At 48.0% G+C, this 25,096-nt stretch carries 5 protein-coding genes; all 5 read left to right on the forward strand.

What is annotated here, in order from left to right; all coding sequences use genetic code 11:
- Positions 1 to 7 precede the first annotated feature (7 nt).
- The 5 genes from MHI01_RS28585 (at position 8) to MHI01_RS28605 (ending at position 25,082) form a co-directional block, all read left to right on the forward strand.
- Complete coding sequence (locus tag MHI01_RS28585; protein ID WP_340984657.1) at positions 8 to 7,783, forward strand: amino acid adenylation domain-containing protein; 7,776 nt, start codon at positions 8 to 10, stop codon at positions 7,781 to 7,783.
- Between the two features lie 24 nt (positions 7,784 to 7,807).
- The gene (locus MHI01_RS28590) at positions 7,808 to 18,859 is read left to right on the forward strand and encodes an amino acid adenylation domain-containing protein (protein ID WP_340984658.1); all 11,052 of its coding nucleotides are present in this window, start codon (positions 7,808 to 7,810) and stop codon (positions 18,857 to 18,859) included.
- Positions 18,856 to 20,136 carry an MFS transporter gene (locus MHI01_RS28595; RefSeq protein WP_127550791.1) on the forward strand — a complete coding sequence of 427 codons (1,281 nt, stop codon included), beginning with the start codon at positions 18,856 to 18,858 and terminating at the stop codon, positions 20,134 to 20,136. The genes MHI01_RS28590 and MHI01_RS28595 overlap by 4 nt, the downstream gene beginning before the upstream one ends.
- A 43-nt stretch (positions 20,137 to 20,179) precedes the next feature.
- Complete coding sequence (gene ectB, locus MHI01_RS28600) at positions 20,180 to 21,439, forward strand: diaminobutyrate--2-oxoglutarate transaminase (RefSeq protein WP_127550793.1); 1,260 nt, start codon at positions 20,180 to 20,182, stop codon at positions 21,437 to 21,439.
- A 721-nt stretch (positions 21,440 to 22,160) separates the two neighbouring features.
- A complete protein-coding gene (locus MHI01_RS28605; protein WP_253501883.1) occupies positions 22,161 to 25,082 on the forward strand; it encodes an insulinase family protein in 2,922 nt (973 codons plus the stop codon).
- The last annotated feature ends 14 nt before the right edge of the window (positions 25,083 to 25,096 follow it).

Below are 25,096 nucleotides of genomic sequence, written 5' to 3' on the forward strand. Positions count from 1 at the left end.
TGTGACATTGAGCAATCATGAAATTGATAAAATATACCCGCTTACGCCGACTCAAGAAGGAATCTTGTTCCATTCCTTATTGGAACCCGACTCTGAAGCGTACTTTGAGCATGTTTCCTTCACGATTCAAGGGATGCTATCACTTCCAACAATGAAGCGCAGTTTTACAACCTTGGTAGAACGATATGATGTATTAAGGACGGTATTTATATATACGGAAGTGGAGCAGCCCTTACAAATCGTCTTGAACCAATGCGAGCCGGAAATAAGCTTTGAGGACATTTCGACCTGTCCGAAGGAAGAACAGCCGAGGCTCATCGAGGTGTTTCAAGCACGGGACCTGGAGCGAAAGTTCGATTTAGAGACAGGTCCGCTCTTTCGCATGACTGTGTTCAAACTGGATAAGGATGTCTACAAAGTCGTCTGGAGATTCCATCATATCATTATGGACGGTTGGTGTATGGGGATCCTTGCCCAAGATTTGTTCCAAATTTATGAGGCTTTGGAGAGTGGTTCCTCGCTACGATTGGCTCCGGTATATCCTTATAGCGATTATATAAGGTGGCTCGGGGAGCAAGACCAGAAGAATGCTCTGCAATACTGGAGCCAATACCTTGAGGATTACGAATTGCGTGCGACGGTCCCATCCCTGGGGGGAGGGGATGATCGAAAAGGGTTCGATCATCGCAAATACCATTTTAAATGGGATGAAGATACAACTCGGCGCCTGAAAACGCTGGCCGTCAAACATCAGGTGACGTTAAGCACGGTGTTCCATGCGATTTGGGGTGTATTGTTGCAGCGTTATAACGACAGCGAGGATGTAGTATTTGGTTCGGTCGTATCGGGCAGGCCGCCAGAATTGCCTGGTATCGAGAGCATGGTGGGACTGTTTATTAATACGGTTCCTTTACGAATCAGAAGCTATAAGGACACCTCTTTCCAAGTACTACTTGCCCAAGTGAATGATTCGATGCTGGAAGCGAACCGGTATAACTATGTTTCATTGGCGGAAATCCAGTCAAAAACAGTACTCAAAAATCAACTGATCGACCATATTCTCGTTTTTGAGAATTATCCGCTGGAGACGATGGGCGGCGATGAAGGCAGACTGTCGATAGTCGACAGTGAAATGGTGGAACATACCAATTACAATCTGGACGTGACCGTATTCCCGGAACAGGAACTCGAAGTGTTGTTCACCTATAACGGATTTCTCTATGACGAGCATTTTCTGCAAAACTTGGAAGGGCACTTGAAGCAAATCGTGAACATTGTATTGGACAATGATGGTGTGTATTTGCGGGATATCGAGATCATCTCCGAACAGGAAAAGCGGGTCATTCTGACCGACTTTAACAACACGGAAAAGGAATTCAGGCTTGACAAGCCTGCGCATGAACTATTCGAAGAGCAAGCACGACGTCAGCCGGAAAAAGTTGCACTTCGCTATCAGGAGGAATACCTGACTTACGATCAGTTGAACCGAAAAGCGAATCGCTTGGCACGCATATTCAGACAGTTCGGGCTTGAAAAGGGTGATTTTGCAACGGTGATGCTGGACCGTTCACCGCTAATGGTAGCGAGCATACTCGCCATTTGGAAACTTGGAGCTGCTTATATACCTGTCGATCCTCAATATCCACAGGAGAGGAAGTCGGGGATCGTTGCCGATTCGGATGCCAGAATCGTTGTTGCATTATCCGCACACGTGGAGGACGAGTTGAAAGCACGTTATCCAGGCCGGTTTGCGGAGCTGGACAACCTTGTCCCTCCCGAGGGTGAAGAGGCCGAAAGCAATATCGGCGTCCCGGTAGAAATGACCGATTTGGCCTATACACTCTTTACTTCTGGTTCGACGGGAAAGCCGAAAGGAGTCTTGATCGAGCACCTGGGGATGCTGAACCATATTTGGGCTGAAGCGCATGATCTTCAATTATCTGATGATATTGTGTTCGCCCAGACGGCAAATCACTGCTTTGATATTTCGGTATGGCAATTATTCGGTGCATTGGTACTTGGCGGGACCACGGTTATCTATCCAGAGGAACTGATTCTATCACCCGAGAGGTTCATCCATCAGCTCATCCGGGATCGGGTAACCCTTCTCGAAGTCGTTCCTTCGTATTTGAGTATACTTTTGGATATCGTTAAGGCACGTTCACTTCGCTTTGAATCTCTGCAGCATTTGATGATTACAGGGGAGGCCGTCACGCCTGCGCTGGCTACACGCTGGTTTGAGCTTTGCCCCGGAATCAAAATGGTTAACGCATACGGTCCGGCGGAGGCATCTGATGATATTTGCCAGTATGTTATGGATTGTGCACCTGAGAATAAGGGATATATCCCGGTCGGAAAACCGTTGTCCAATATTCGAATGTATATTGTTAACAAGCAAACACAACTGTGTCCAATTGGAATCATTGGCGAAATTTGTGTAGCTGGAATTGCAGTAGGAAGAGGCTATCTTAATGATCCGGAGCAGACTGCAAAAGGGTTTATGGAGGATCCGTTTGCTTCCAGGCCAGGCGTTCGATTGTATAGAACTGGAGATTTGGGCAGATGGCTTCCTGACGGTAATGTCGAGTTCATCGGCCGCAAGGATCAACAGATCAAAATCAGGGGATTCCGGATTGAGCTCGGAGAAATCGAGCACAGGTTAAGCGAGCACGAACAAATTCGGGAAGCAGCAGTGCTTGTCAAGGGTGGGGCCGAGAAATACTTATGCGCGTATTACACGGCTTATGTCGATCTAACGGCATCCGAATTGAAGGAGTATCTGATCGCCTGTTTGCCGGATTATATGGTTCCTACAATCTTTATACAACTGGAGGATATGCCGCATAATGCCAATGGGAAAATTAACCGCAGCCGGTTACCCGAACCTGTCATCGAGCGTAACGAGGGCGAATTTGTACCTGCACGCAATGATACGGAGGAGTCCTTAGTTTCCATTTGGACTGAGATTCTGGAAGTGAAGAGGGTAAGCATAGAAGATAATTTCTTCGGTTTAGGCGGACATTCACTAAAAGCAACGATCCTTGTTTCCCGTATTCAAGGGGAGCTGGGTGTTGACGTAACAGTGAGGGACATTTTCGAGTATCCGACCGCTGCTCTTTTGGCGGAGCGAATCCGGGAAATGAACGGAGGTGTGTACTATGCAGAGTCCATTTCACCGGCACCTGCCGATGACGCTTATCCAGTGAGTCCGGCGCAAAAAAGAATATATGTGCTACATACGCTAGAGGAGTCGGAATCAACGGCATATAACATGCCATTCGCCTACCAAGTTCAAGGCCGTTTGGATTCCGCGCGCTTACAGCATATTATCAATCGGTTGATTGACCGTCATGAAGTATTTCGAACGTCGTTCCGCTTTGTTGACGGGGAGCTGGTCCAGATCATTCATCCCGAAGCGGACTGTAAGCTTGAAGAGGTAGAAATGACCGGTGCGGGTAAGCAGCAGATCGATGAACAAATCAAGTCGTTTATCCGCCCGTTTACTTTGGAAGAAGCACCGCTCTTGCGGATTCAATGGCTTCATACCGGACAGGCCGAGGGTGTGCTGCTGATCGATATGCACCACATTATTTCCGACGGTTTGTCGGGAGTCATTCTACTGGACGAACTGGAGCGGATGTATAACGACAACGGCCTGCTACCGCTTGACATCCACTATAAGGATTATGCCTTCTGGTTGAATGAACGGCTCGGCGGGGAAGAGATGCAACGCCATGAATCTTATTGGCTGGAGCATTTCTGTGGTGAACTGCCTCTATTAAACCTGCCGCTGGATTACCGTAGACCGGCCGTGCAGAGCTTTAACGGCAAGACATTGCAGCTTTCGCTGTCCCCGGAGCTTGCTGGATCGCTTCAGAAGCTGTCTCAGGACATGGGCGTAACTTTGTTTTCCGTGATGTTAGGTGCTTACTGCACCCTGTTATCGAAATATAGCGGTCAGGAGGAAATTATCGTCGGAACGCCGGCCGCCGGGCGTAATCATCGGGACGTACAGCACATGCTGGGGATGTTTATCAACACAGTGGCGCTTCGCAATTTTCCGGAACATCATAAGACGTTTCGCGAGCTTGTCAGGGAGGTTATGGATCACACGTTATCAGCAATCCATCATCAGGATTTCCCTTTCGAGCGGTTGGTGGAGCTGCTTGATCTGAATCGTGACACAAGCCGAAACCCGCTTTTTGACACCATGTTCAATTTTACGGACCGCGAGAAACCGGAAGTTGCTATAGGCGATCTGCTCCTCACTCCATATGAGCTGAAGACCGACATCTCCAAGTTCGACTTGATGCTGGATGTTTATGCGGATCATACCGAGATCTCTCTTGATTTGCAGTACAACACCGATTTGTTTTCAGATTTCACCGCACAACAAATGGGTCGTCACTACTTGCAGATCCTCCATAACCTTGTAACGGCTCCCGATATACCGCTGGGAAGCGTGGAGCTGCTCAGTTTGGAAGAGCGCAAGGAAATAATGAGTTGGGGCCGGGGACAAAAGGCAGCCTATGACTTCAATCTGAGTGTTCCTCAACGCTTTGAGCGTTTTGCGTATGAACAGCCTGATTCGCCGGCAGTGAAATTCGCTGGGGGAGTATGGAACTACGCCGAACTCAATGCCCAAGCCAACCGGATTGGCCGTTACCTTCAAAGGTGTTTGGGTGATCTGCCGGAGGAAGCGATTGCTGCAGTGATGTTGGAGCGCTCCCCCGGATTTATTCAAAGCGTGCTCGGAATCTGGAAGGCGGGAGGCGCCTATGTTCCGATCGATCCGGAGTATGGAGTAAAGCGTAAAGCGAGTATTTTGGAGGATTCCGGGGCACGAGTTCTTATAACCCGCTCGGAATATGTCCGGGATGGGTTGGAAGAGCAGTATGAAGGGGTGATCCTTTGCCTTGACTTGGTGCTGGAGGAAATTGAGAAGGAAAGCCCGGTGAATATCGGGAAACTGCAGGGTGCGGACAGTCTGGCATATATATTGTTTACCTCTGGCTCGACCGGAAAGCCCAAAGGTGTAATGATCGAGCATCGGGGTTTATTGAATCACATCCTTGCCGAAGCCGATGCTCTTGCTCTGGATCATCATATGGTCTTTGCCCAGAACGCCAATATCTGTTTCGATATTTCGGTATGGCAATGCTTTGGTGCTCTTGCATTGGGCGGGACGACTGTGGTGTATCCACAAGATATGGTACTTGAAGCAGAACGTTTCCTGGAGGCAATTACAGCCGATCGCGTGACGCTTTTGGAAGTGGTCCCATCTTATTTGACAGTCATGCTGGATGTGCTGGAACAGACAGGGATGAAACTAGATTTTCTAAGTCACTTGATGCTTACGGGAGAGACCATAAAGCCGGATTTGGCCCGGAGATGGCTGAACCTGTATCCCGGAATTCCAATCGTAAATGCGTACGGACCTGCGGAAGCTGCCGATGATATCAGCCAGCTTGTGATCCGCGACTTGCCTAAGGAGACAGACTTCGTCCCGATTGGTAAACCGCTGGCGAATTTAAATTTGTATGTGGTCGATAACCAAATGAAACTTTGTCCGGCAGGCGTTTACGGAGAAATTTGTGTATCCGGTGCGGGTGTAGGGCGTGGATATATCCATGATCCGAAAAGAACGGACCAGTCCTTCGGGAAAGATCCATTTGCTCCTTGTATCCCGGAATCGGGTGAAATCCCTCGTCTGTACAAGACCGGTGATTTAGGGCGCTGGCGGCATGACGGAAATCTGGAGTTTTTCGGACGTAAAGATTTTCAGGTCAAAATCAGAGGCTACCGCATTGAGCTGGAGGAAATCGAAGTTTGTATTATGCAATCCCCGCATATCAAGCAAACGATTGTATTGGCTAGAGAAGATGATACCGGAAGCAAATATTTGTGTGCATATCTGGTTCTGGAGTCTTCCGTGCAAGACAGCGAGGAGAATTGTCTCTTCGAGTTAAAAGATGAATTGGCAGCAACATTGCCCGGCTATATGATACCGGCCCACTTTATCATTCTTGCAGAAATGCCGCTTTTGATCAGCGGGAAGATCAACCGGGATGCACTGCCTGCTCCCGAACGCAGCGCCGCGTCGAGTGGGAATTATACGGAGCCCCGTAATGAAGTGGAGCAAATCCTGGTGACGATTTGGGAAGAGGTTCTCAGCGTCCACAAGATCGGGATTGATCATAATTTCTTTGAGCTCGGGGGGGATTCGATTCGAGCCATTCAAATTTCTTCGAAGCTGAGCAATCAAGGTTATAAGTTGAAAATGAAGGATCTGTTCCAAAATCCGGAAATTCGGAAGCTGTCCAAATATGTACAGGCGGACCACCGCGAAATTGATCAGGGGCCGGTCGAGGGGTTTGTGAAGCTTACTCCAATTCAGAAGTGGTTTTTTGAATGCGGATTCTCACCAGCAAATCACTGGAACCAGGCTGTCGTTCTGCATAAGCGTGGAGGATTCGATGCGGATCTGTTAAGGGAGGTCTTCACCGGGCTGATCCGTCATCATGATGCGTTAAGAATGGTTTATAAATGCGAGGAAGGATTATGGATGCAGTATAACAGGGGGGAGAACATTCGGGAGGAGCACCCGTGGTTCGAACTTTTCATCAAGACAATGGCCGATGAGGATGATGGCCGGATTGAGATGGCCCGAATCATTGATGAGCTGCATGGCAGTCTCGATTTGGAAAACGGACCGTTGGTCAAGGCGGGATTATTCAAGACAGACCAGGGTGATCATTTGGCGATCATTATTCACCATTTGATCATTGACGGTATTTCCTGGCGCATTTTATTCGAGGATTTGACGCTTGCGTATCATCAAGCAGAGCGGGGCGAACTTATTGCACTGCCGTCCAAGACGGATTCCTTCCAAACGTGGGCGAACCGACTGACGGAATATGCAAACAGTGAAATGCTGCAGAAAGAGAAGTCCTACTGGCGACAAATCGAATCGCAGAACATTAAGATCCTGCCCAAGTCTGGCCTTTTTGAGGGCACTGCAACAGTCTCGGATAACATGTCGTATTCCTTTAAGCTGTCTGCAGCCGAAACCGGGCAGCTTCTCGGTAAAGTGCATAAGGCCTACAATACGGAAATCAACGACATTCTACTCGCTGCATTGGGACGGGCCGTAAGGGAATGGACAGGCGAGGACAATGTTTTGATCTGTCTTGAAGGCCATGGCAGGGAAGACATCATGAAGAACGTGAATATCAGCAGAACGGTCGGTTGGTTTACTTCCATTTATCCAGTCGTATTGAATATCCCGAGTTCAGCGGATATATCCTACCACATCAAATCGGTCAAAGAGAACTTACGTCGCATTCCGAACAAGGGTATTGGCTACGGAATCCTGAAATACCTTGGTGAGAACCGGCTTGAGGAAGAGATGCAATTCCGTCTGGTGCCTGAAATTAAGTTTAACTACCTGGGGCAATTCGACAACGATGTGAATACAGAGCTGTTCAGTGCTTCCGACGTGCCATACGGTCAAACCGTCAGCCCGGAAGCCGAAAGGGAAGTGGCTTTGAATATTACGGGCCTTGTGGAAGATGGCTGTCTGACGATGTCGATCGACTATAATCTTGCGGAATATACAGGAACGGAAATCAGCCTCCTGGGCGGCCGTTTTAAGACACAGTTGATGGAAATAATCAAGCATTGCACGGAAAAAGAGACTCAGGAACTGACGCCTTCCGATGTGGGGGGAGACGATCTGTCCATTGAAGAGCTGGAAGCCATTATGGATTTTTATAACCAATAAAAATGAATTTAGGGAGAGATGGTCTTGAGCGATAAGCTGACTATTGCGGGGGTATACAACTTAACACCGATGCAAGAAGGAATGCTGTTTCATTCCTATTTGAACCCAGATTCCGCCGCATACTTCGAACAGTTTTCCTGCACCGTCTCGGGAAGGCTGGATGCCTTGATATTGGAAAAAAGTTTTAATGTCCTGATCGACAAATATGATGTGCTTCGGCTTAATTTCATCCATGAGAACACGAAAAATCCAAAGCAGGTTGTATTCAAAAAGCGCGTGATGCCTGTGTTTTATGAGAACTTGTCGTCGTTTGGCGAAATGGAGCAGGAGCAGTATATCCGCCGCTATATCCAAGAGGACCAGAAGAAGGGGTTCGACCTGGCCAAGGATGTGCTGCTTCGTGCGGCCGTGCTGCAAACCGGTGATCTCAGTTATAAGCTGATTTGGAGCTATCATCATATCATTCTGGACGGTTGGTGTTTAAAAACAATCGTTCAGGAATTGTTTGACGTCTATAAATCGCTCAGCCAGGGTACGTTTTCATCAGTGGAAGAGGCGCCGCCCTTCTCCCGATACATTCAGTGGCTGGATGGGCAGAACCGCGAAGAAGCCCGAAGCTACTGGGCCGGATATTTGGAAGGCTACGAATCAGATATTGAACTGCCCTCCTTTGGCATGAACACCCAGGTAGGCCGGAATGGCTATGGTCGCAGGGAGGTACGGCAAAGAGAGCAAGCCGTTCAAGTGGACCGTGCCTACAAAATAAGCCAGGAAACGACACAAGGGCTGGAGCATCTGGCCAAAAGTCATCAGGTGACTTTAAATACGGTGCTCCAGTCGGCCTGGGGCTTGTTAATGGGCCGCTATAACGGAACCGAGGATGTGGTTTTCGGTACCGTCACCTCCGGCCGACCGGCTGAAGTGGAGGAGGTTGAGAACATGGTCGGGCTGTTCATCAATACGGTCCCGATCCGGATCGCCTTCCATGGCGGGATGTCGTTCTCTGCATTAATTCGGGAGGTCCAGCAGTCCTCCTTAGAAACACAAAGCTACGACTTTTATCCGCTGGCTGAGATTCAATCCCTGACTTCCAAGAAGCAACATCTGATCTCTCATATTTATGCCTTTCAAAATTATCCGGTGAGTGCGGACCCTCTAGATGAAGGAGAAGAAGCGGTTGCAATTACTGAGCTTGAAGATTTTGAGCAGACGCATTATGACTTTAACCTAATTCTGATGCCGAACGCTGGGCTCGAAGTCAAATTTAAATATAACTCAGCCCGATATGTCCAGGCCGCAATGGATCGTTTGTTCCAAAATTTTGAGCAAGTGCTCGATCAGGTCGGCCGGAACGCTGACATTCTGATTCAGCATATTTCAGTCATTACAGACGACGAGAAACAGCAAATCCTGCACCAATTTAACACCGTCGGCGAATATCCGAGGGATCAAACGATCGTGCAGCTGTTCGAGCGTCAGGCCGGGATGATACCGGGAAACATCGCTATCGTGAATAAGGAACACAAACTGACTTATGCGGAGTTGAATGTGCGAGCTGATCGTCTGGCATCCCGACTGAGAAGAAAGGGTGTTGAACCAGATAGCGTCGTGGGCTTGATCGGCGACCGTTCAATGGAGACGGTAGTGGGTATGCTGGGTATTTTAAAGGCTGGTGGCGCCTATTTGCCTATTGATCCGGAATACCCGGAAGATCGCATTGCCTTTATGTTGAGGGATAGTGAGACGAGATGGATCGTTACGTCGGAGTGTTATGCGGACAAGCATATGGACGGAGTCGAATCCATCATTCTGGATCGGGAAGAGGATGAATGTACTTCAACTGTGATAGAGGACCGTGCAATCGATGCGGAAAAGATTCTTACGCCCTCAAACCTGGCCTATGTGATGTATACCTCCGGTTCGACGGGACGTCCCAAAGGGGTGATGATCGAACATCATAATGTGGTACGGCTCGTCCAAAACAGCAACTATGTCCCTTTTGAACCAGGAGACCGCATTTTGCAAACCGGAGCACCTGTATTTGATGCCTGCACATTTGAGATTTGGGGAGCACTTCTAAACGGCCTGGAACTTTATATCATCGATAAGCACTCCATTCTGGATGCGCAGCTGTTGGGAGAAGCGATTCATGAATACCGCATTACAACAATGTGGCTCACCTCTCCCTTGTTCAATCAGTTGTCTCAATTGGATCCGACGTTATTCCGTCCCCTTCGCTTCTTGATCGTCGGGGGGGATACCCTTTCCCCTAAGCATATTCAGCTTGTGGCGAACCAATGCCACAATACGACGATCATTAACGGGTATGGGCCGACTGAAAATACGACGTTTTCCTGCTGCTACACGATCCGCTCGTTCGAGGAAACAAGGATTCCGATCGGCGGACCGATTGCCCATTCTACTGCTTACATCGTCGATTTATACGGGCATCTGTGCCCCGTCGGTGTTTCGGGAGAACTGTGGGTTGGCGGTGATGGCGTCGGGCGCGGATACATAAACAATCTGTCCCTGACTTCGGAGAAGTTTATTGCAAGCCCTTTTATCGAGGGAGAACGGATTTATCGTACGGGGGATCTGGTAAACTGGCTCCCGGACGGAAGCATCGATTTTATTGGCCGGTTGGACAATCAGGTGAAAATACGCGGTTTCCGCATCGAAACCGGGGAAATCGAAAGCCGGATTCAGATGCATGTAAGCGTGAAGGAGGCTGTAGTCACAGTAAGAGACAAGGGTGACGGTCTGAAATCATTATGTGCTTATGTGGTTGGTGCGGAAAATCTCGATGCGACGAGTATGAAACAGTATCTTTTGAATGATCTGCCGGATTATATGGTACCTGTTCATTGGGTATTTATGGACCAACTACCGCTTACTCCGAACGGCAAAGTTCACCTGCAGGCCTTGCCGGAGCCCGTGGAGGCTAATGCTCTTGGTAACGAAGCGTTTGTTGCGCCTCGGAACGAAACGGAGCAAAAGCTGGCGGACATTTGGAGCGCTGTACTGGCCATTCCTTCGATCGGGGCGAATGACCATTTCTTTGAGCTTGGGGGTCATTCCCTGACAGCGTTAAAGTTGGTCACGGAAATGAAAAAGCAATTTGAGATCCAACTCCCTTTAAGAGATATATTCCAGACGCCGATTCTAGCAGAGATGGCAGCGAGGATCAACAGGAACGAAGATGAGGAATTTGTTGGGATCGAGCCTGCTCCCCTAGCCGAGTTCTATCCAGTGTCCTCTGCGCAAAAGCGCCTGTATGTTTTGAATAGTATGGCAGGAATTACAACAGCGTATAATATGCCGTTTGTCCTGCAAATTGAGGGTAAACTTGATGTCGACCGGCTGGAACAGTCTTTTCAAATCTTGATTTCCCGCCACGAGTCTTTACGAACCTCTTTTGCGTCTTTGCAGGGGGAACCCGTCCAGGTGGTGCATGAGAAGGTACCCTTTGCTATAAAGGAATTGGAGTCTCATCCTAGTGAGGATATTGAGAAAACCGTCGACCGATTCGTAGTTCCGTTCGACCTCGGAAGCGCACCTTTGCTGAGGGCGGGACTATCTACAATAAGGGAAGAATGCTGTCTTCTGATCATTGATATCCATCATATCGTCGCCGACGGTGCTTCCATCGGAATCATCGTGCAGGAATTCTGCGAAGTGTATAACAGCCTGGGTAAAGAAGCAGTTGCAAAAACTCATGCAGGGCATTCGGTTCGACGTGTTCAATATAAAGACTTTGCCGTTTGGCAAAGTAAACAGTCCGGCCCCAGGGAGCAGCAGGAGCATTACTGGCTTAATCAATTTGCCGAAGAGCCACCCGTGCTTAATTGGTTGACCGATTATCCACGACCGCAGATTCAAAGCTTTGAAGGAGCTTTTTCCTCAGTGAATCTCGATGAAGAGCTGACGTCCCGGTTGAAACAGCTGGCTAACGAAACGGGAGCCACCTTGTATATGGTTATGATGGCTGCCTACAGCATATTGCTTTCCAGATATGCCTCCCAAGAGGATATTGTGATTGGATCTCCAACGATGGGCAGAACTCATGCAGACGTGCTTCAAACGGTAGGTATGTTCGTCAACACGCTTGCTTTGCGTGTAAAACCGGAAGGAACAAAAACGTTCGATCAATTCCTGTGCGAAGTGAAACAAACGACACTTCAGGCTTTCGAGCACCAAGACTATCCATACGAGGAGCTTATCGAGAAGCTCGGACTCAGACGCGACTTAAGCCGTAACCCGCTGTTCGACACGGTGTTTACGCTTCAGAATCTCGGTATTGAAGAGTTGGCTTTAGACGGACTTACCGTAAGTTCTCGTTCCTGGGACGGACGGATGTCGAAGTTTGATTTGACATTGACGGTAACGGAAAATGACCGGGGAATGTCCATCGAAGCGGAGTATGCTGCGAAGCTGTTAAAAGCCGGGACGATCGAGCGCCTGATGACGCACTACATTGAGGTTTTAAGGTCAGTGGTTGTTAGCAGACATATCAAGCTGGAAGATATAGAACTGCTGCCGCCGGAGCAGCGGAGCTGGATTCTGGAACAATTCAACGGTTCGAAAAAGGACTTTGCCCATAACCGGACCGCTTATGAGTTGTTTGCAGAACAGGTCAAGCGTACGCCGGACCATATTGCCCTCGTCTTTAAAAACCAGCGGCTGACTTACCGTGAACTGGAGGAACAAACGAGCCGCCTTGCTTACGTTCTGCTGGAAAAGGGTGTGAAACCCGGGGGGATCACGGCAATCATGGTCGAACATTCGGTCGAAATGATTGTGGCAGTGCTTGCAGTATTACAAACGGGGGCAGCATATCTCCCAATCGACCATGAGTACCCTGCCGATCGTATTACTTACATTCTGGAGGATAGCAAGGCTGGCTTGCTACTGACGAAAAATGGGCTGGTACAATCGAAAGGTTTGAGTCTCCCCTGGATCGATTTAGAGGCAGTGCTGATGCCAAACAGTGAGCTTCATATACAGAAGCCGTTCTCGACGCCAAAGGGTTCGTCCGCCGACTTGGCCTATGTGATCTATACGTCAGGGTCTACGGGGAAACCGAAAGGCGTGATGATCGAACACCGCTCCCTGCTCAATATGACAGGATGGTATCAATCGTATTACGGGCTGACGCCTGAGGACAAAAGTACCAAATACGCCGGATTCGGCTTTGATGCCTCTGTGTGGGAGATATTCCCATCACTCTTGTCGGGCGGTGAGCTTCATATTATCCCGGAGGAAATCCGATACGATGTGCCGCGATTGGCGGATTACTACAACGAACAGGGTATCACTGTCAGCTTCCTGCCGACGGCCGTCTGCGAGCAATTCACCCAGATCCAGAACGATTCCCTGCGTGTGCTGCTTACCGGTGGAGATAAGCTCAAGTCTTATCATCCCGTACCCTATGACCTGGTAAATAATTACGGACCTACGGAAAATACCATCGTGACGGCAGCTTTCAAGGTGAATGGCGAATACGATAACATTCCGATCGGCTGCCCGATTGACAACGTAAGGGTGTATATCCTTGACAGAAATGACAAGCTCCTTCCGATCGGGATTCCCGGTGAACTGTGTATTGCCGGAGACAGTCTGGCACGGGGGTACATGAACCGGGACGATTTGACGGCGGAGAAGTTTACCGCCGATCCATTTCAAACCGGTGAAAGAATGTACAGAACCGGTGATCTGGCTAGGTGGCTCCCTGATGGAAACCTGGAGTATCTAGGCCGGATGGACGAGCAGGTCAAAATTCGAGGTTACCGCATCGAGCTTGGAGAAGTGGAGAATGTCCTGCTCAAACAGGAGGGCGTTGCTGAGGCTATCGTTGCTGTGGTATTAAATCCGAAGCAGGAAACAGAGTTGTGCGCTTATATTACGACATCCCGTAATATTGCCGTCCGCGAGATTCGGGGATGTCTGGCGCGGGAGCTGCCGGAATACATGATCCCTGTTCACTACGTGGAATTGAACAAAATCCCGCTGACCTCCAACGGAAAGGTGGATCGCCGCGCGCTTCCGCAACCGGACTTTGCATCCGCTGCAGCAGATAATTATGTGCCACCGCGCGGTGTGACGGAACGAAAGCTGGCCGAAATATGGTCGGAGGTTCTCGGAACGGCCCCGATAGGAGCATACAGCCATTTCTTTGAACTGGGCGGGCATTCACTCAAAGCGGTAGCGCTGGCGTCCCATATCAAGGAAGTCTTCCAGATTGACTTTCCGTTAAGCAGTATTTTTCAACATCCTGCGATGGAACAGATGGCTGAGGCGATCGACGCTGTGGAACAAACAAGCTATTCCTCGATCGCAAAGGTGCCGGAAAGAGAGCATTATCCGGTGTCGTCAGCACAGAAGCGCTTGCTGATTCTCAATGAGCTTGTAGGGGCGGGGACGGCTTATAATATGCCTTTTGTTTTACAGCTAACGGGGGAGCTGGACCGTGCACGGCTGCACCAGGCATTTACTATCCTCATTCGCAGGCATGAAGCGTTCAGGACCTCGTTTCGGTTTGTAGAAGGAGAGCTGATGCAAATGGTGCATCACGACGTTTCTTTCTCTGTCCGGGAGCTTGAGGCACCGGAAGATCCGGACCATATTTCGGAAATCATAGAGCGGTTCGTTGAACCCTTCTCCTTGCAAAAGGCTCCGCTAATGCGCGTAGGGCTGGCAAACTTGGGTGAGGATAGGCATATTTTGATCATAGATATGCATCATATCGTTTCGGATGGAGGATCGATCCGCCTTCTTGTCGAGGAGCTGAACTTGCTTTATAGCGGCCAAGAGCTGGATGATACCTCATCACGCATCGAATATAAGGATTATGCGGCATGGCAAAGTGAAATGCTTCAATCGGAAGCCTACGCGAAGCAAGAACAGTATTGGCTGGAGCGTTTTGCAGGAGAGCTGCCCGCTCTAAACCTTCCGGCAGATTATCCACGGCCGCAAATCCAAAGTTTTGAAGGCGATGCTTTCTCTATTGCGATCGGCAGTGAATTAAGCTCCCGGATTCTTGGGACGGCTGCCCGGACTGGAACTACGTTATACATGTTCCTATTGGCTGCATACAACATTCTATTGTCCAAATACGCCAACCAAGAGGACATTATCGTAGGCACACCGACCTCTGGTCGACTGCAAAAGGAATTGGAAAGTGTCATCGGTATGTTCGTCAATACCCTGGCGATTCGAAATCAGCCTGAAGGAAGCAAACGGTTCATCGACTTTTTGGAGGAAGTTAAAAAGCATTCGCTGCAAGCATTCGAGCATCAGATGGTCCAATATGAGGATTTGCTCGAAAGGCTGAATGTACGGCGGGATGTCAGCCGAAATCCGCTGTTTGATACCATGTTTGCCGTCGATAACGTCGGCGTCGGGGAAATTCAGCTTGGTGAACTTCTTATAGAACCGTATGACTTCGACAACGGAACATCCAAATTCGACCTGATGGTTACGGCAGCAGAAGAGGAGGGGGAAATTCGCCTGGATGTAGAATATGCCCGGAAGCTGTTCCTTAAAGATACGGTGGAGCGGATGATCGCGCATTACCTTCAAATTCTGGAGGCCGTGACCACAGATGTGGAGATCCGGCTATCCGACATCCGTATGCTGACGGAAGAAGAACGGGGTCAGATCATTGGGGACTTCAACAACACGAAAACCGAGTATCCCCGTCAAACCATTCACGAACTGTTCGAGGAACAAGTGGATAAGCATACAGAGAGCATCGCGCTGGCCTGTGATGGTATCGAACTGACATATGGCGAACTGAATGCCAAAGCAAACCAGCTCGCGGCACTGCTGCGAGAGAAGGGTGTAGGGCCTGAACGGGTCGTTGCCGTCATGGGTGACCGTACGCTGGAAATGATTATCGGGATGCTCGCCATTCTAAAAGCGGGAGGTGCTTATCTTCCGATCGATCCTGACTATCCGCGTGATCGGGTGGAATATTTCTTCAAAAACAGCGGCGCCAAATGGCTGCTCGCCCGGAGCTGCTTTGCGGATCGGGCTGCCTGCGACGCGGAAGTCATCTTGATGGATCATCGGCAGCTCTGTGACGAGAGTGCCCCGAACCTGCTGAATAAGACGGGCACCGACAATCTCGCCTATGTAATGTATACATCGGGATCAACCGGACTGCCTAAGGGCGTTATGGTCGAGCATCTGGGCGTTTCCAGATTGGTCAAGAATACCAACTATGTTCGCTTCAGCACTGAAGACCGGGTCTTGCAAACGGCGGCACCCGTATTCGATGTCAGTGTATTTGATATATGGGGGGCGCTGCTGAACGGAGCGAGGCTGCACCTGGTCGACAAACTTACGCTGCTGGATCCGGTCCTCTTTGAATCCGCGCTTCAGCAGCATGACATTACGACTTTGTGGTTAACATCGCCGCTGTTTACACAATTTGCCCAACACAAGCCAAACATGTTCCGCAACGTAAGCTATTTGATTGTCGGTGGAGATGTTCTCTCCCCGAAACATATTCAGCAGGTAAGAGAGCAATCCGGTCCGTTAACCATGGTAAACGGGTACGGACCTACGGAGAATACAACCTTTTCATGCTGCTTCGTCATCGATAAGGCATACGGAAATAGCGTGCCAATTGGACCGCCGATCAGCAACTCCACGGCCTATATCGTCGATAAAAACGGGAATTTGAATCCGGTAGGTGTCCCCGGCGAGCTTTGGGTAGGGGGAGACGGCGTGGCTCGGGGATATATAAATAATGAAGAATTATCGGCTCAGAAATTTTTCTCCAATCCGTTTATTCCAGGTGAGCGGGTCTACCGGACCGGGGACGCCGCCAAATGGCTTCCAGACGGCTCTATCGAGTTTATCGGCAGAATGGACAATCAGGTGAAAATTCGGGGGTTCCGGATCGAGACAGGCGAGGTCGAGAATATACTGCTCAGTCATCCTTCCGTGAAAGAAGCCGTCATCCTTGTCAAGCAGGCCGGAGAGTCGCAGGATAAGATCCTTTGCGGTTATGTTGTGGCGGAGGTTGAATTGACCATACAGTCGCTAAAGGAGTTTATGGGACAACAGCTCCCCGACTACATGATTCCGACCGTAATCCTATTTATGGCTCAACTTCCGCTCAACGTGAATGGCAAAGTTGACCGAAAAGCGCTCCCCGAGCCGGATTATGACGTAACCGAGGGCGAATATACTCCGCCAAGGAATGAGGCGGAAGCTGTAATTGTGCAGGTATGGTCGGAAGTGCTGGGATTGGAACGGATTGGTGTCCACAACAATTTCTTTGAAATCGGGGGACATTCATTAAAGGCCATGCAGGTTGTTTCAAAGCTGGCTAATCTTGGCTTCGAACTGAGTATAAATCAGGTGTTCGCCCATCAGACTCCTGCCGAGCTGGCGGCTTCTACGGCACGTTCTGTAACGGTGGAATCTGAGCACCACTTTACAGATATTCCCACTGCGGAACAATGGCTTGGGGAACGCTTAGAACGCACATGCAACTGGAAAACTTATTCCGTTGACGGCGAGGAATTCATGGTCGTCCACATTTCAGGAATGGATGAGGGACTGAAACGGAGAGCAGAGAACTTGATTGCTGCACACCTGGACGAGAAGATTCAACCGCACTTCATTGCGGATGCTTTGAGCGCGCTGATTCCGACATCAGAACGCAACCTAAGCAGGCAAGAACTGAACGACCAATTGGGTTTGCGGCAGACGAATGGCGCAGACTGGGTAGAAACGATGATGAATTCGATCTCACGGAAGCAGAAGGCGTACGCCAAAGGCATTACAAACCAGCCGATAGTCAAAGAGTATGATATTTCGCCTTCCCAAACGTACCATTTCAAGCATAAAGATGTGTCGGGAACCATGGTGAAATTTGGAAAAGTGATTCAGCCGGAGTTGTTGGGCCGAGCCTTGCAGCGAATTGTGTCTGCCGAGGAAGTCATGCGCAGTGTACTCATCGAAGACACTGAAACGGAAACCGGACGTTGGCGATTGCATGAAAGCCCGGAGCAGCTCGAGCTGCCAACTTTAGATATTTCCGGTTTCGAACCAGAGTCGCAAAGGGATATTCTGCGGGCGCTTATGAAGAATTTTTTCATCAGGCCGTATACGGACAGCGATCCATTGATGTACCGGGTGCTGCTGGTCAAGCAAAACGTAAAGGAATATGTCCTGCTGCTCCCGTTCTCACATACGATATTCGATTACATGAGTAATGAAATTATTCGTAATCGAGTAATCCATGAATATGAATCACTAAGCCAAGGGAGAATTGATGAAACGAGAAAAAGCCGTACCTTTACGGATTTTGCCGACCAGATTCGCAGAGGCCCGGAAGGGATATCGGCAGCAAGTTTTAACGAGCTTTACAATATTCCGTCATTTGAATCCGCTGCTAGGGAAATCGCCGTCAGTATGTATCGGCGCAGCGACTTGGATCCGGCAAAGATTACGGTGCTCCACCATAGCGTCCCATTTGATATGGAATTATCGCAAACGCTGGATGCAGAGTTTAAATGGAAGACAGCGTTGGGGATATGCGCTGCGTTTTTCGGAACGTACTTCGGTAAGTCACGGATTCCGTTGTGGATGACGCATTTTGGCAGACAGTACCGGGATCAGTCTTATTTCGATATTGTCGGTGAATGCATAGATTATATTCCGCTGTTGTTAGACTGCGGAGAAGAAATGGACAGGCAGACCGAATCGATCAAAGGGATGCTGAAATCCGCTTCCGAGCATAACATCCATTTTGCGAATCTGTTGTACAACGAGTCGATTGATCCAGCCTTTATGGATGCGGCGCAGCGGTTGGCTGCAGCCCATCGGGAGATGCCGATCAATTTCAACTATTTGGGAGAACTCGGCACGGAAACGGATTTGGACTACCTTGAGGAAGATGGTGTGAATTGCGATGAGCCTAACCGGATCTTATGCATGGCGTGGCACCAAGGGAACCGGATTCACATGACGCTTGTTATTCCTGCGGAAGAGAATCCAGATACTCTTCGCAGCATACTTGATGAAGCCGCACGGAAACATATGAAGGGTGTAAAAATATGAGAGACTCAACAAATATAATCGTTTTCAGTCTAAGCAGATTAATCACCGAATTGGGAACATCCATTTTTCGTTTTGCACTCAGTCTGTATGTTCTGGATCTCACCGGTTCATCGAGTATGTTCGCTTTAGTGTTGAGCTTCACCTATATACCGGGCATATTCGTCAATATTATCGCTGGGGTGTTCGTTGACCGCAGCCGTAGTAAAAAAAGGATTATGATAGTCTGTGATTTTCTATGTGGAATCTCAGTTCTAATGCTTATGTTCATGTTTGAGGCTTTTCACGACAGCATTTGGCTGTTCGTTGTTTATTCTATGATCTTGAGCGCTCTTCAAGCGCTCTTTACTCTGACGGTAAACTCATCCGTTCCCAATATTGTCTCTCCGGAAAGGGTTCCGACGGTCAATTCCAGCACGCAGAGCATCAGTGCCCTAATCGGCATACTGGGACCGGTGCTCGGTGCAGCGGCTTATAGCAAATTTGGGCTGGAGCATATCTTTTTGATCGAGGGAGCCGCGTTCATTTTCTCCGGGTTTTTGAATTTGCTATTGAAATTCTCGCCCCGCAAAGAGGAGATCGGAGAAGCAAAGCCTTATTTTGAAAGTGTAAAAGAGGTTTACAAATACATTCGCCGCCGGGCTGCGATCAAGTATCTGCTGATGATTTTTGTTTTTATTAACTTTGTAATTGCTCCGGCAGTTTCCCTTATCCTGCCCTTTATCGTTTATCAAGCGCTCGATATGACGCCACAGCAATTATCATTTATCGAAGCGGCGCTGGCGGTAGGCGTAATTATAGGGGCCGTTGCTGTGTCGGTACCGGTCATCAACCGGTTTATTACCAACAAAATCTTCATTTTAATTCAGATCCAGGCGTTGATGATTGTCCTATGGATGTTCCCCGAGTGGCCCATCTTTGAGACAAGCACAAAGGTAGTGCTTATGATAGGCTTCATGATCGTCTTGATGTTCACCGGAATACTTAACACAATGGGCAATATTCCAATGCTTTCTTATGTTCAGCTCTATATACCTGAGCGAATAAGAGCTAGTGTTTTAGGGGTGGTGAACACGGTAATAACCATCGCTGTGCCTATAGGAATGGGGGTATACGGTGCACTTCTGGAAATTGTAGATTGGTACTATATTACATTGGTTTCCGGTGCCGGTTTGCTTGTGGTCGGCATCCTGGCTTACCGTAACCGCGATCTCAGAGAGTTTTTTACCCAAGGCAGCGAGCCTGAGCCTTTAAGAGTTGTGGAAACACACGAGGCCTGACAATTTCTATTGAAATTGCAAAAGACGAAAAGGGGAATGTAAAATGGATACGTTCGAAATGTTGGAGTCCAACGTGAGGTCTTATTGCAGAAGTTTTCCGGTTATTTTCGATAGAGCTAAGGGTGAGCAATTATACTCGGTTACGGGAGAAGCCTACATCGATTTTTTCGCAGGAGCCGGAGCGCTGAATTATGGGCATAATAATGAGTATATGAAGGCCGGAATCATTGAGTATGTAGCTCAGGACCGAATCATGCACGGACTCGACATGTATACGAAAGCGAAAGAGGATTTTATTCTTTCATTTTCGGAGCATATCCTTCAACCTCAATCTTTGGATTATAAGCTGCAATTTTGCGGCCCGACAGGCACGAATGCTGTGGAGGCTGCTTTGAAGTTGGCCCGTAAGGTCAAGGGTAGAAATGGTATATTTGCTTTCATGGGGGGCTTTCATGGGATGTCCCTCGGAAGTTTGTCTGTCACGAGCAGCAATGCGATGCGGGAAAGTGCGGGAATTCCGCTGAATAATGTGACTTTTATTCCTTACGGACAGTCTTTTGAAGGGTTGGATACGATCCGTTACATGGAGCATATTCTGTCAGATACGCATTCCGGTATTGGCAAGCCTGCAGCGGTTATTCTGGAAACCGTTCAGGCGGAGGGCGGAATCAACGTTGCTGAAAATGAATGGTTGCAAAGCCTGCGACAGCTATGTGATGATCACGATATTTTGATGATTGTCGATGATATTCAGGTCGGATGCGGAAGAACGGGTGCGTTCTTCTCATTCGAGCGGGCGGGAATCGTGCCGGATATCGTTATTTTATCCAAATCGATTAGTGGGTATGGATTGCCGATGTCGTTGTTGCTGATGAAACCGGAGCTGGATATATGGAGTCCGGGTGAGCACAATGGAACGTTTAGGGGGAATCAATTAGCCTTTGTCACGGCTAAGGCCGCGCTTGAATTCAGGACTGCGGAAAGGCTTGGGGAACAGGTACGCAAAAAAGAAGAATTTCTTAAGCAATATTTAAAATATGAAATTGAACCGCTATATCCTGGACTACATATTCGAGGCATTGGCATGATTTGGGGGATTGATGTCTCTTGTCTGGGCGAAGAAGTGGCACGGGAAATCACAGCGAATTGCTTTAAAAATGGGCTTATTCTCGAAAGAGCTGGTCGTAATGACACAGTGATTAAAATCATGCCTCCTTTGACGATAAATATAGAGAATTTGATGATTGGCTGTAATAAAATTAAAGAGAGTATCAGTAATGCTTGTCATGCGTATAGTTTCTAATCTTTCGTATATATCGTTGTTATGTTGGTAGGCGTATCTATTTTAAGTCGCCCCAGTCATAAAATCAATTGGAAGTGAACTATGACCCAGCATTTTAATTATCGCATACCTATGCAAATACTGGCTCAAACCCGAAATCTGGCCAATTTCCACAGGAGGTCTTTCAGGGGTCGTGGCAACAAGGATCGAACGAGAACGCCAATGATCTGCTGCGGGTGTTTTTTCCGAAAGGTCATGACTTTGCCTCCATCAATAACGAACGCTGTATTTTATTTTTCTTGTTTTCAAGTATTCCTCTCCGCAGTTTCCTGTAAGACATATTGGGGGAATAATTTGATAAAGACAACAGAATTAGAAATTGTTCTGTTGTCTTTTTTTTGTCTAAAATTAGACTGAACTAAATACGTCTTTTTCACAGCAACTGTTGAGAGAGTGTATGCTAAAGATCTATTAGCATATTCTTAACCGAAATGGTTTAACAATACAAAGTACTATTTCTTTAACTGGCTTTTATGAAGAGACGGAACAATGGTGTATACTATCCATAGGCATATATTACCTTTACCGTGCTGAACGATATAGGTTCAACTACACATTTACACGATAACGGAGAGGACACCTGTTGTTCTGTCATCCGAGTGCCCGTGTAAATAAACATATTTGAACTTATGTAGAGTCACAAAACCAATAAAACAATCTTATGGACGGAGGACTCAAGTTTATGTTGAAACAGCTTAAGCCATACAAGGTGTTACAGGAGCGCAGAATCGAAGAACTGAAATCGGATGCGTATCTGTTGGAACATCAGAAATCCGGAGCCAAAATTGTACTTTTGTCCAATCAGGACGACAACAAAGTATTCAGTATCGGTTTCCGTACACCTCCGGAAGATGATACAGGGGTAGCCCATATCCTAGAACACTCCGTGCTCTGTGGGTCCAAGAAATTTCCGGCCAAGGATTCTTTTGTTGAGTTGCTGAAAGGTTCATTAAATACATTCCTTAACGCCATGACGTATCCCGATAAGACGATCTACCCGATCGCGAGTCGTAATGATCATGACTTCCATAATCTGATGGATATTTACCTGGATGCAGTATTGAATACAAATATTTATGAGAATGAAAAGATATTTCTACAAGAAGGCTGGAACTACAACCTGACCTCTGCTGACGATGAGTTAACCTACAACGGAGTTGTATATAACGAGATGAAGGGTGCCTTTTCTTCACCGGAACGAATGGTGCGCAGAGAAGTGCTGAACTCCCTTTTCCCGGATACCACATACTCCTCCGAGTCTGGCGGATTCCCGGAAGCTATTCTGGATCTAACGTATCAGGGGCTGCTGGATTTCCACACGAGATATTATCATCCTTCCAACAGTTACATCTATCTCTACGGGGATATGGATATGGAAGAGAAGCTGCAATGGCTGGATGAAAACTACCTGAGTGCATATGATCGAATCGAGATTGATTCGGCCATTCAACTTCAACCTGCCTTTGCAGAACGGGTAGACACAGTTAAGACTTACTCTGCTGGAAGTACGGAATCGGAAGTGGATAACAGCTTTTTGACCTACAATGCAGTGATCGGCACAAGTCTGGACAAGGAACTGAACATTTCCTTCCAAATTTTGTTATACGCACTGTTGAACGCTCCGGGAGCGGTATTGAAACAGGCGTTGCTGGATAAGGGCATTGCGAAGGACGTCTACGGTTCCTATGATGACAGTCTGTATCAACCTGTATTCACTGTGGGACTGAAGAAGAGCAATCTGTCTAGCAAAGAGGATTTCTTGGGAACGGTCAAAGAAGTGCTTGAGCGTGTGGTAAAAGAAGGCTTTGATCCAAAAGCGCTGCTTGCTGGCATTAACTCATATGAGTTCAATCACAGGGAAGCGGACTATGGCAGAATGCCGAAAGGCCTGATCTACGGATTCTCATCCCTGCAAAGCTGGTTGTACGATGAAGAAGCACCTTTCACTCATTTAGAAGCCAATGACGTATTTGCTGAACTGCGGACAAAAATGAACGAAGGTTACTTCGAGCAACTGATTGAGAAATATATTTTGCAGAACACACATACTTCTTTTGTGGCGCTTACCCCGGATAAGGGGCTGAACTCACGCAAGGAGGAAGCGTTGAAAGAACGTTTGAAAACTATTCAGGCCGGTCTTAGTGAGGAAGAAGTTCAGACGTTGATTCAGAAAACAGAAGCGCTCGCCGAGTATCAGAATACACCTTCAACCAAAGAGCAGCAGCAGGTCATTCCGACGTTATCGATTGAAGATATTGAACCAAAGGCCTCTACGTTGCATCAAACGGCGAACCAGGTCGACGGCACAACCATTCTCCATCATAACCTTTATACCAATGGAATTGGTTATCTGAGACTGTTGTTTGATATCAAAGAAGTGCCACGTCATCTCCTGCCGTATGCAGGGTTGCTGAAAAATGTACTGGGTTACGTGGATACTCAAAACTACTCGTTCAATGAACTGTCCAATGAAATCCATATCCATTCGGGTGGTATTCATAGCGGGATAGGATCTTATGCTAACGCGCATAAGCACAATGAATTCAAGGCGACCTATGAGTTCAACGCAAAAGTGTTATATGACAAGCTTGGATTTGCTTTTGATATGATCAAAGAAATTGTGTTCACGTCCCAATTCGATAATTCGAAGCGGTTATATGAGATCATCTCCCAGATGAAAGGTAATCTGCAACGTAATCTGATCAATAGCGGACATTCTGCGGGAATTGGCCGGTCTTCGTCCAAACATTCAGCAGTTGCCGATTTCAGAGAAGCTGTGAGTGGCATTGCCTTTTACCAGTGGCTTGAGGATCTTCAAGCGAACTTTGAGGCGAGAAAAGAAGAGTTATCTTCCAGCCTGCAAGAGTTGACGGGGTATATTTTCAGACCAGAGAACTTGCTTGTTAGTTATACTGCCGATGAGCAGGGATATGAAGGACTGGAGCAACAGGTATCCGATCTGAAAGCGAAGCTGTTCACACATGAAGTTGCCAAGGAAGAATTTACATTCACACCGGCTACTCATAAGGAAGGATTCCGATCTCCTTCAGAGGTGCAGTATGTGGTGCAAACGGGTAATTATATCGACAAAGGATATCAATACACGGGTTCACTACGAGTCTTACAGGGTATTCTGTCTCTGGATTACTTGTGGACCAATATCCGCGCCAAAGGTGGAGCTTATGGCTGTATGTCAGGCTTCAGACGGAACGGAGACAGCTATGTTGCATCGTATCGTGATCCGAACCTCGATAAAACGTACAAAGTATACGAAGAGATACCGCAATATTTGACCGATTTCCGGGCAGACGAGCGGGAGATGACGCGTTATATCATTGGTGCGATTCAGGATCTCGATACGCCGAGAACGCCTTATGGCGAAGGAGCATTCTCGCTGGAGTGTTATCTGTCGAATGTGACTGAAGCGGATCTGCAACAGGAACGTGACGAAGTGTTAAGCACGAAGGAAAGCGACATTATCGGTTTTGCTGAGCTTTTATCGGCCATACTTGAACAGCAACAGCGCTGCGTGATCGGTAATGAGAACAAGATTGAGGAACAGAAACAAATGTTTGACGAAACGCTGGATTTAATTAAAAACTAAGCGCTAGTCACACT

The organism is Paenibacillus sp. FSL M7-0656, from assembly GCF_038003225.1.
Taxonomy (GTDB): Bacteria; Bacillota; Bacilli; order Paenibacillales; family Paenibacillaceae; genus Paenibacillus; species Paenibacillus amylolyticus.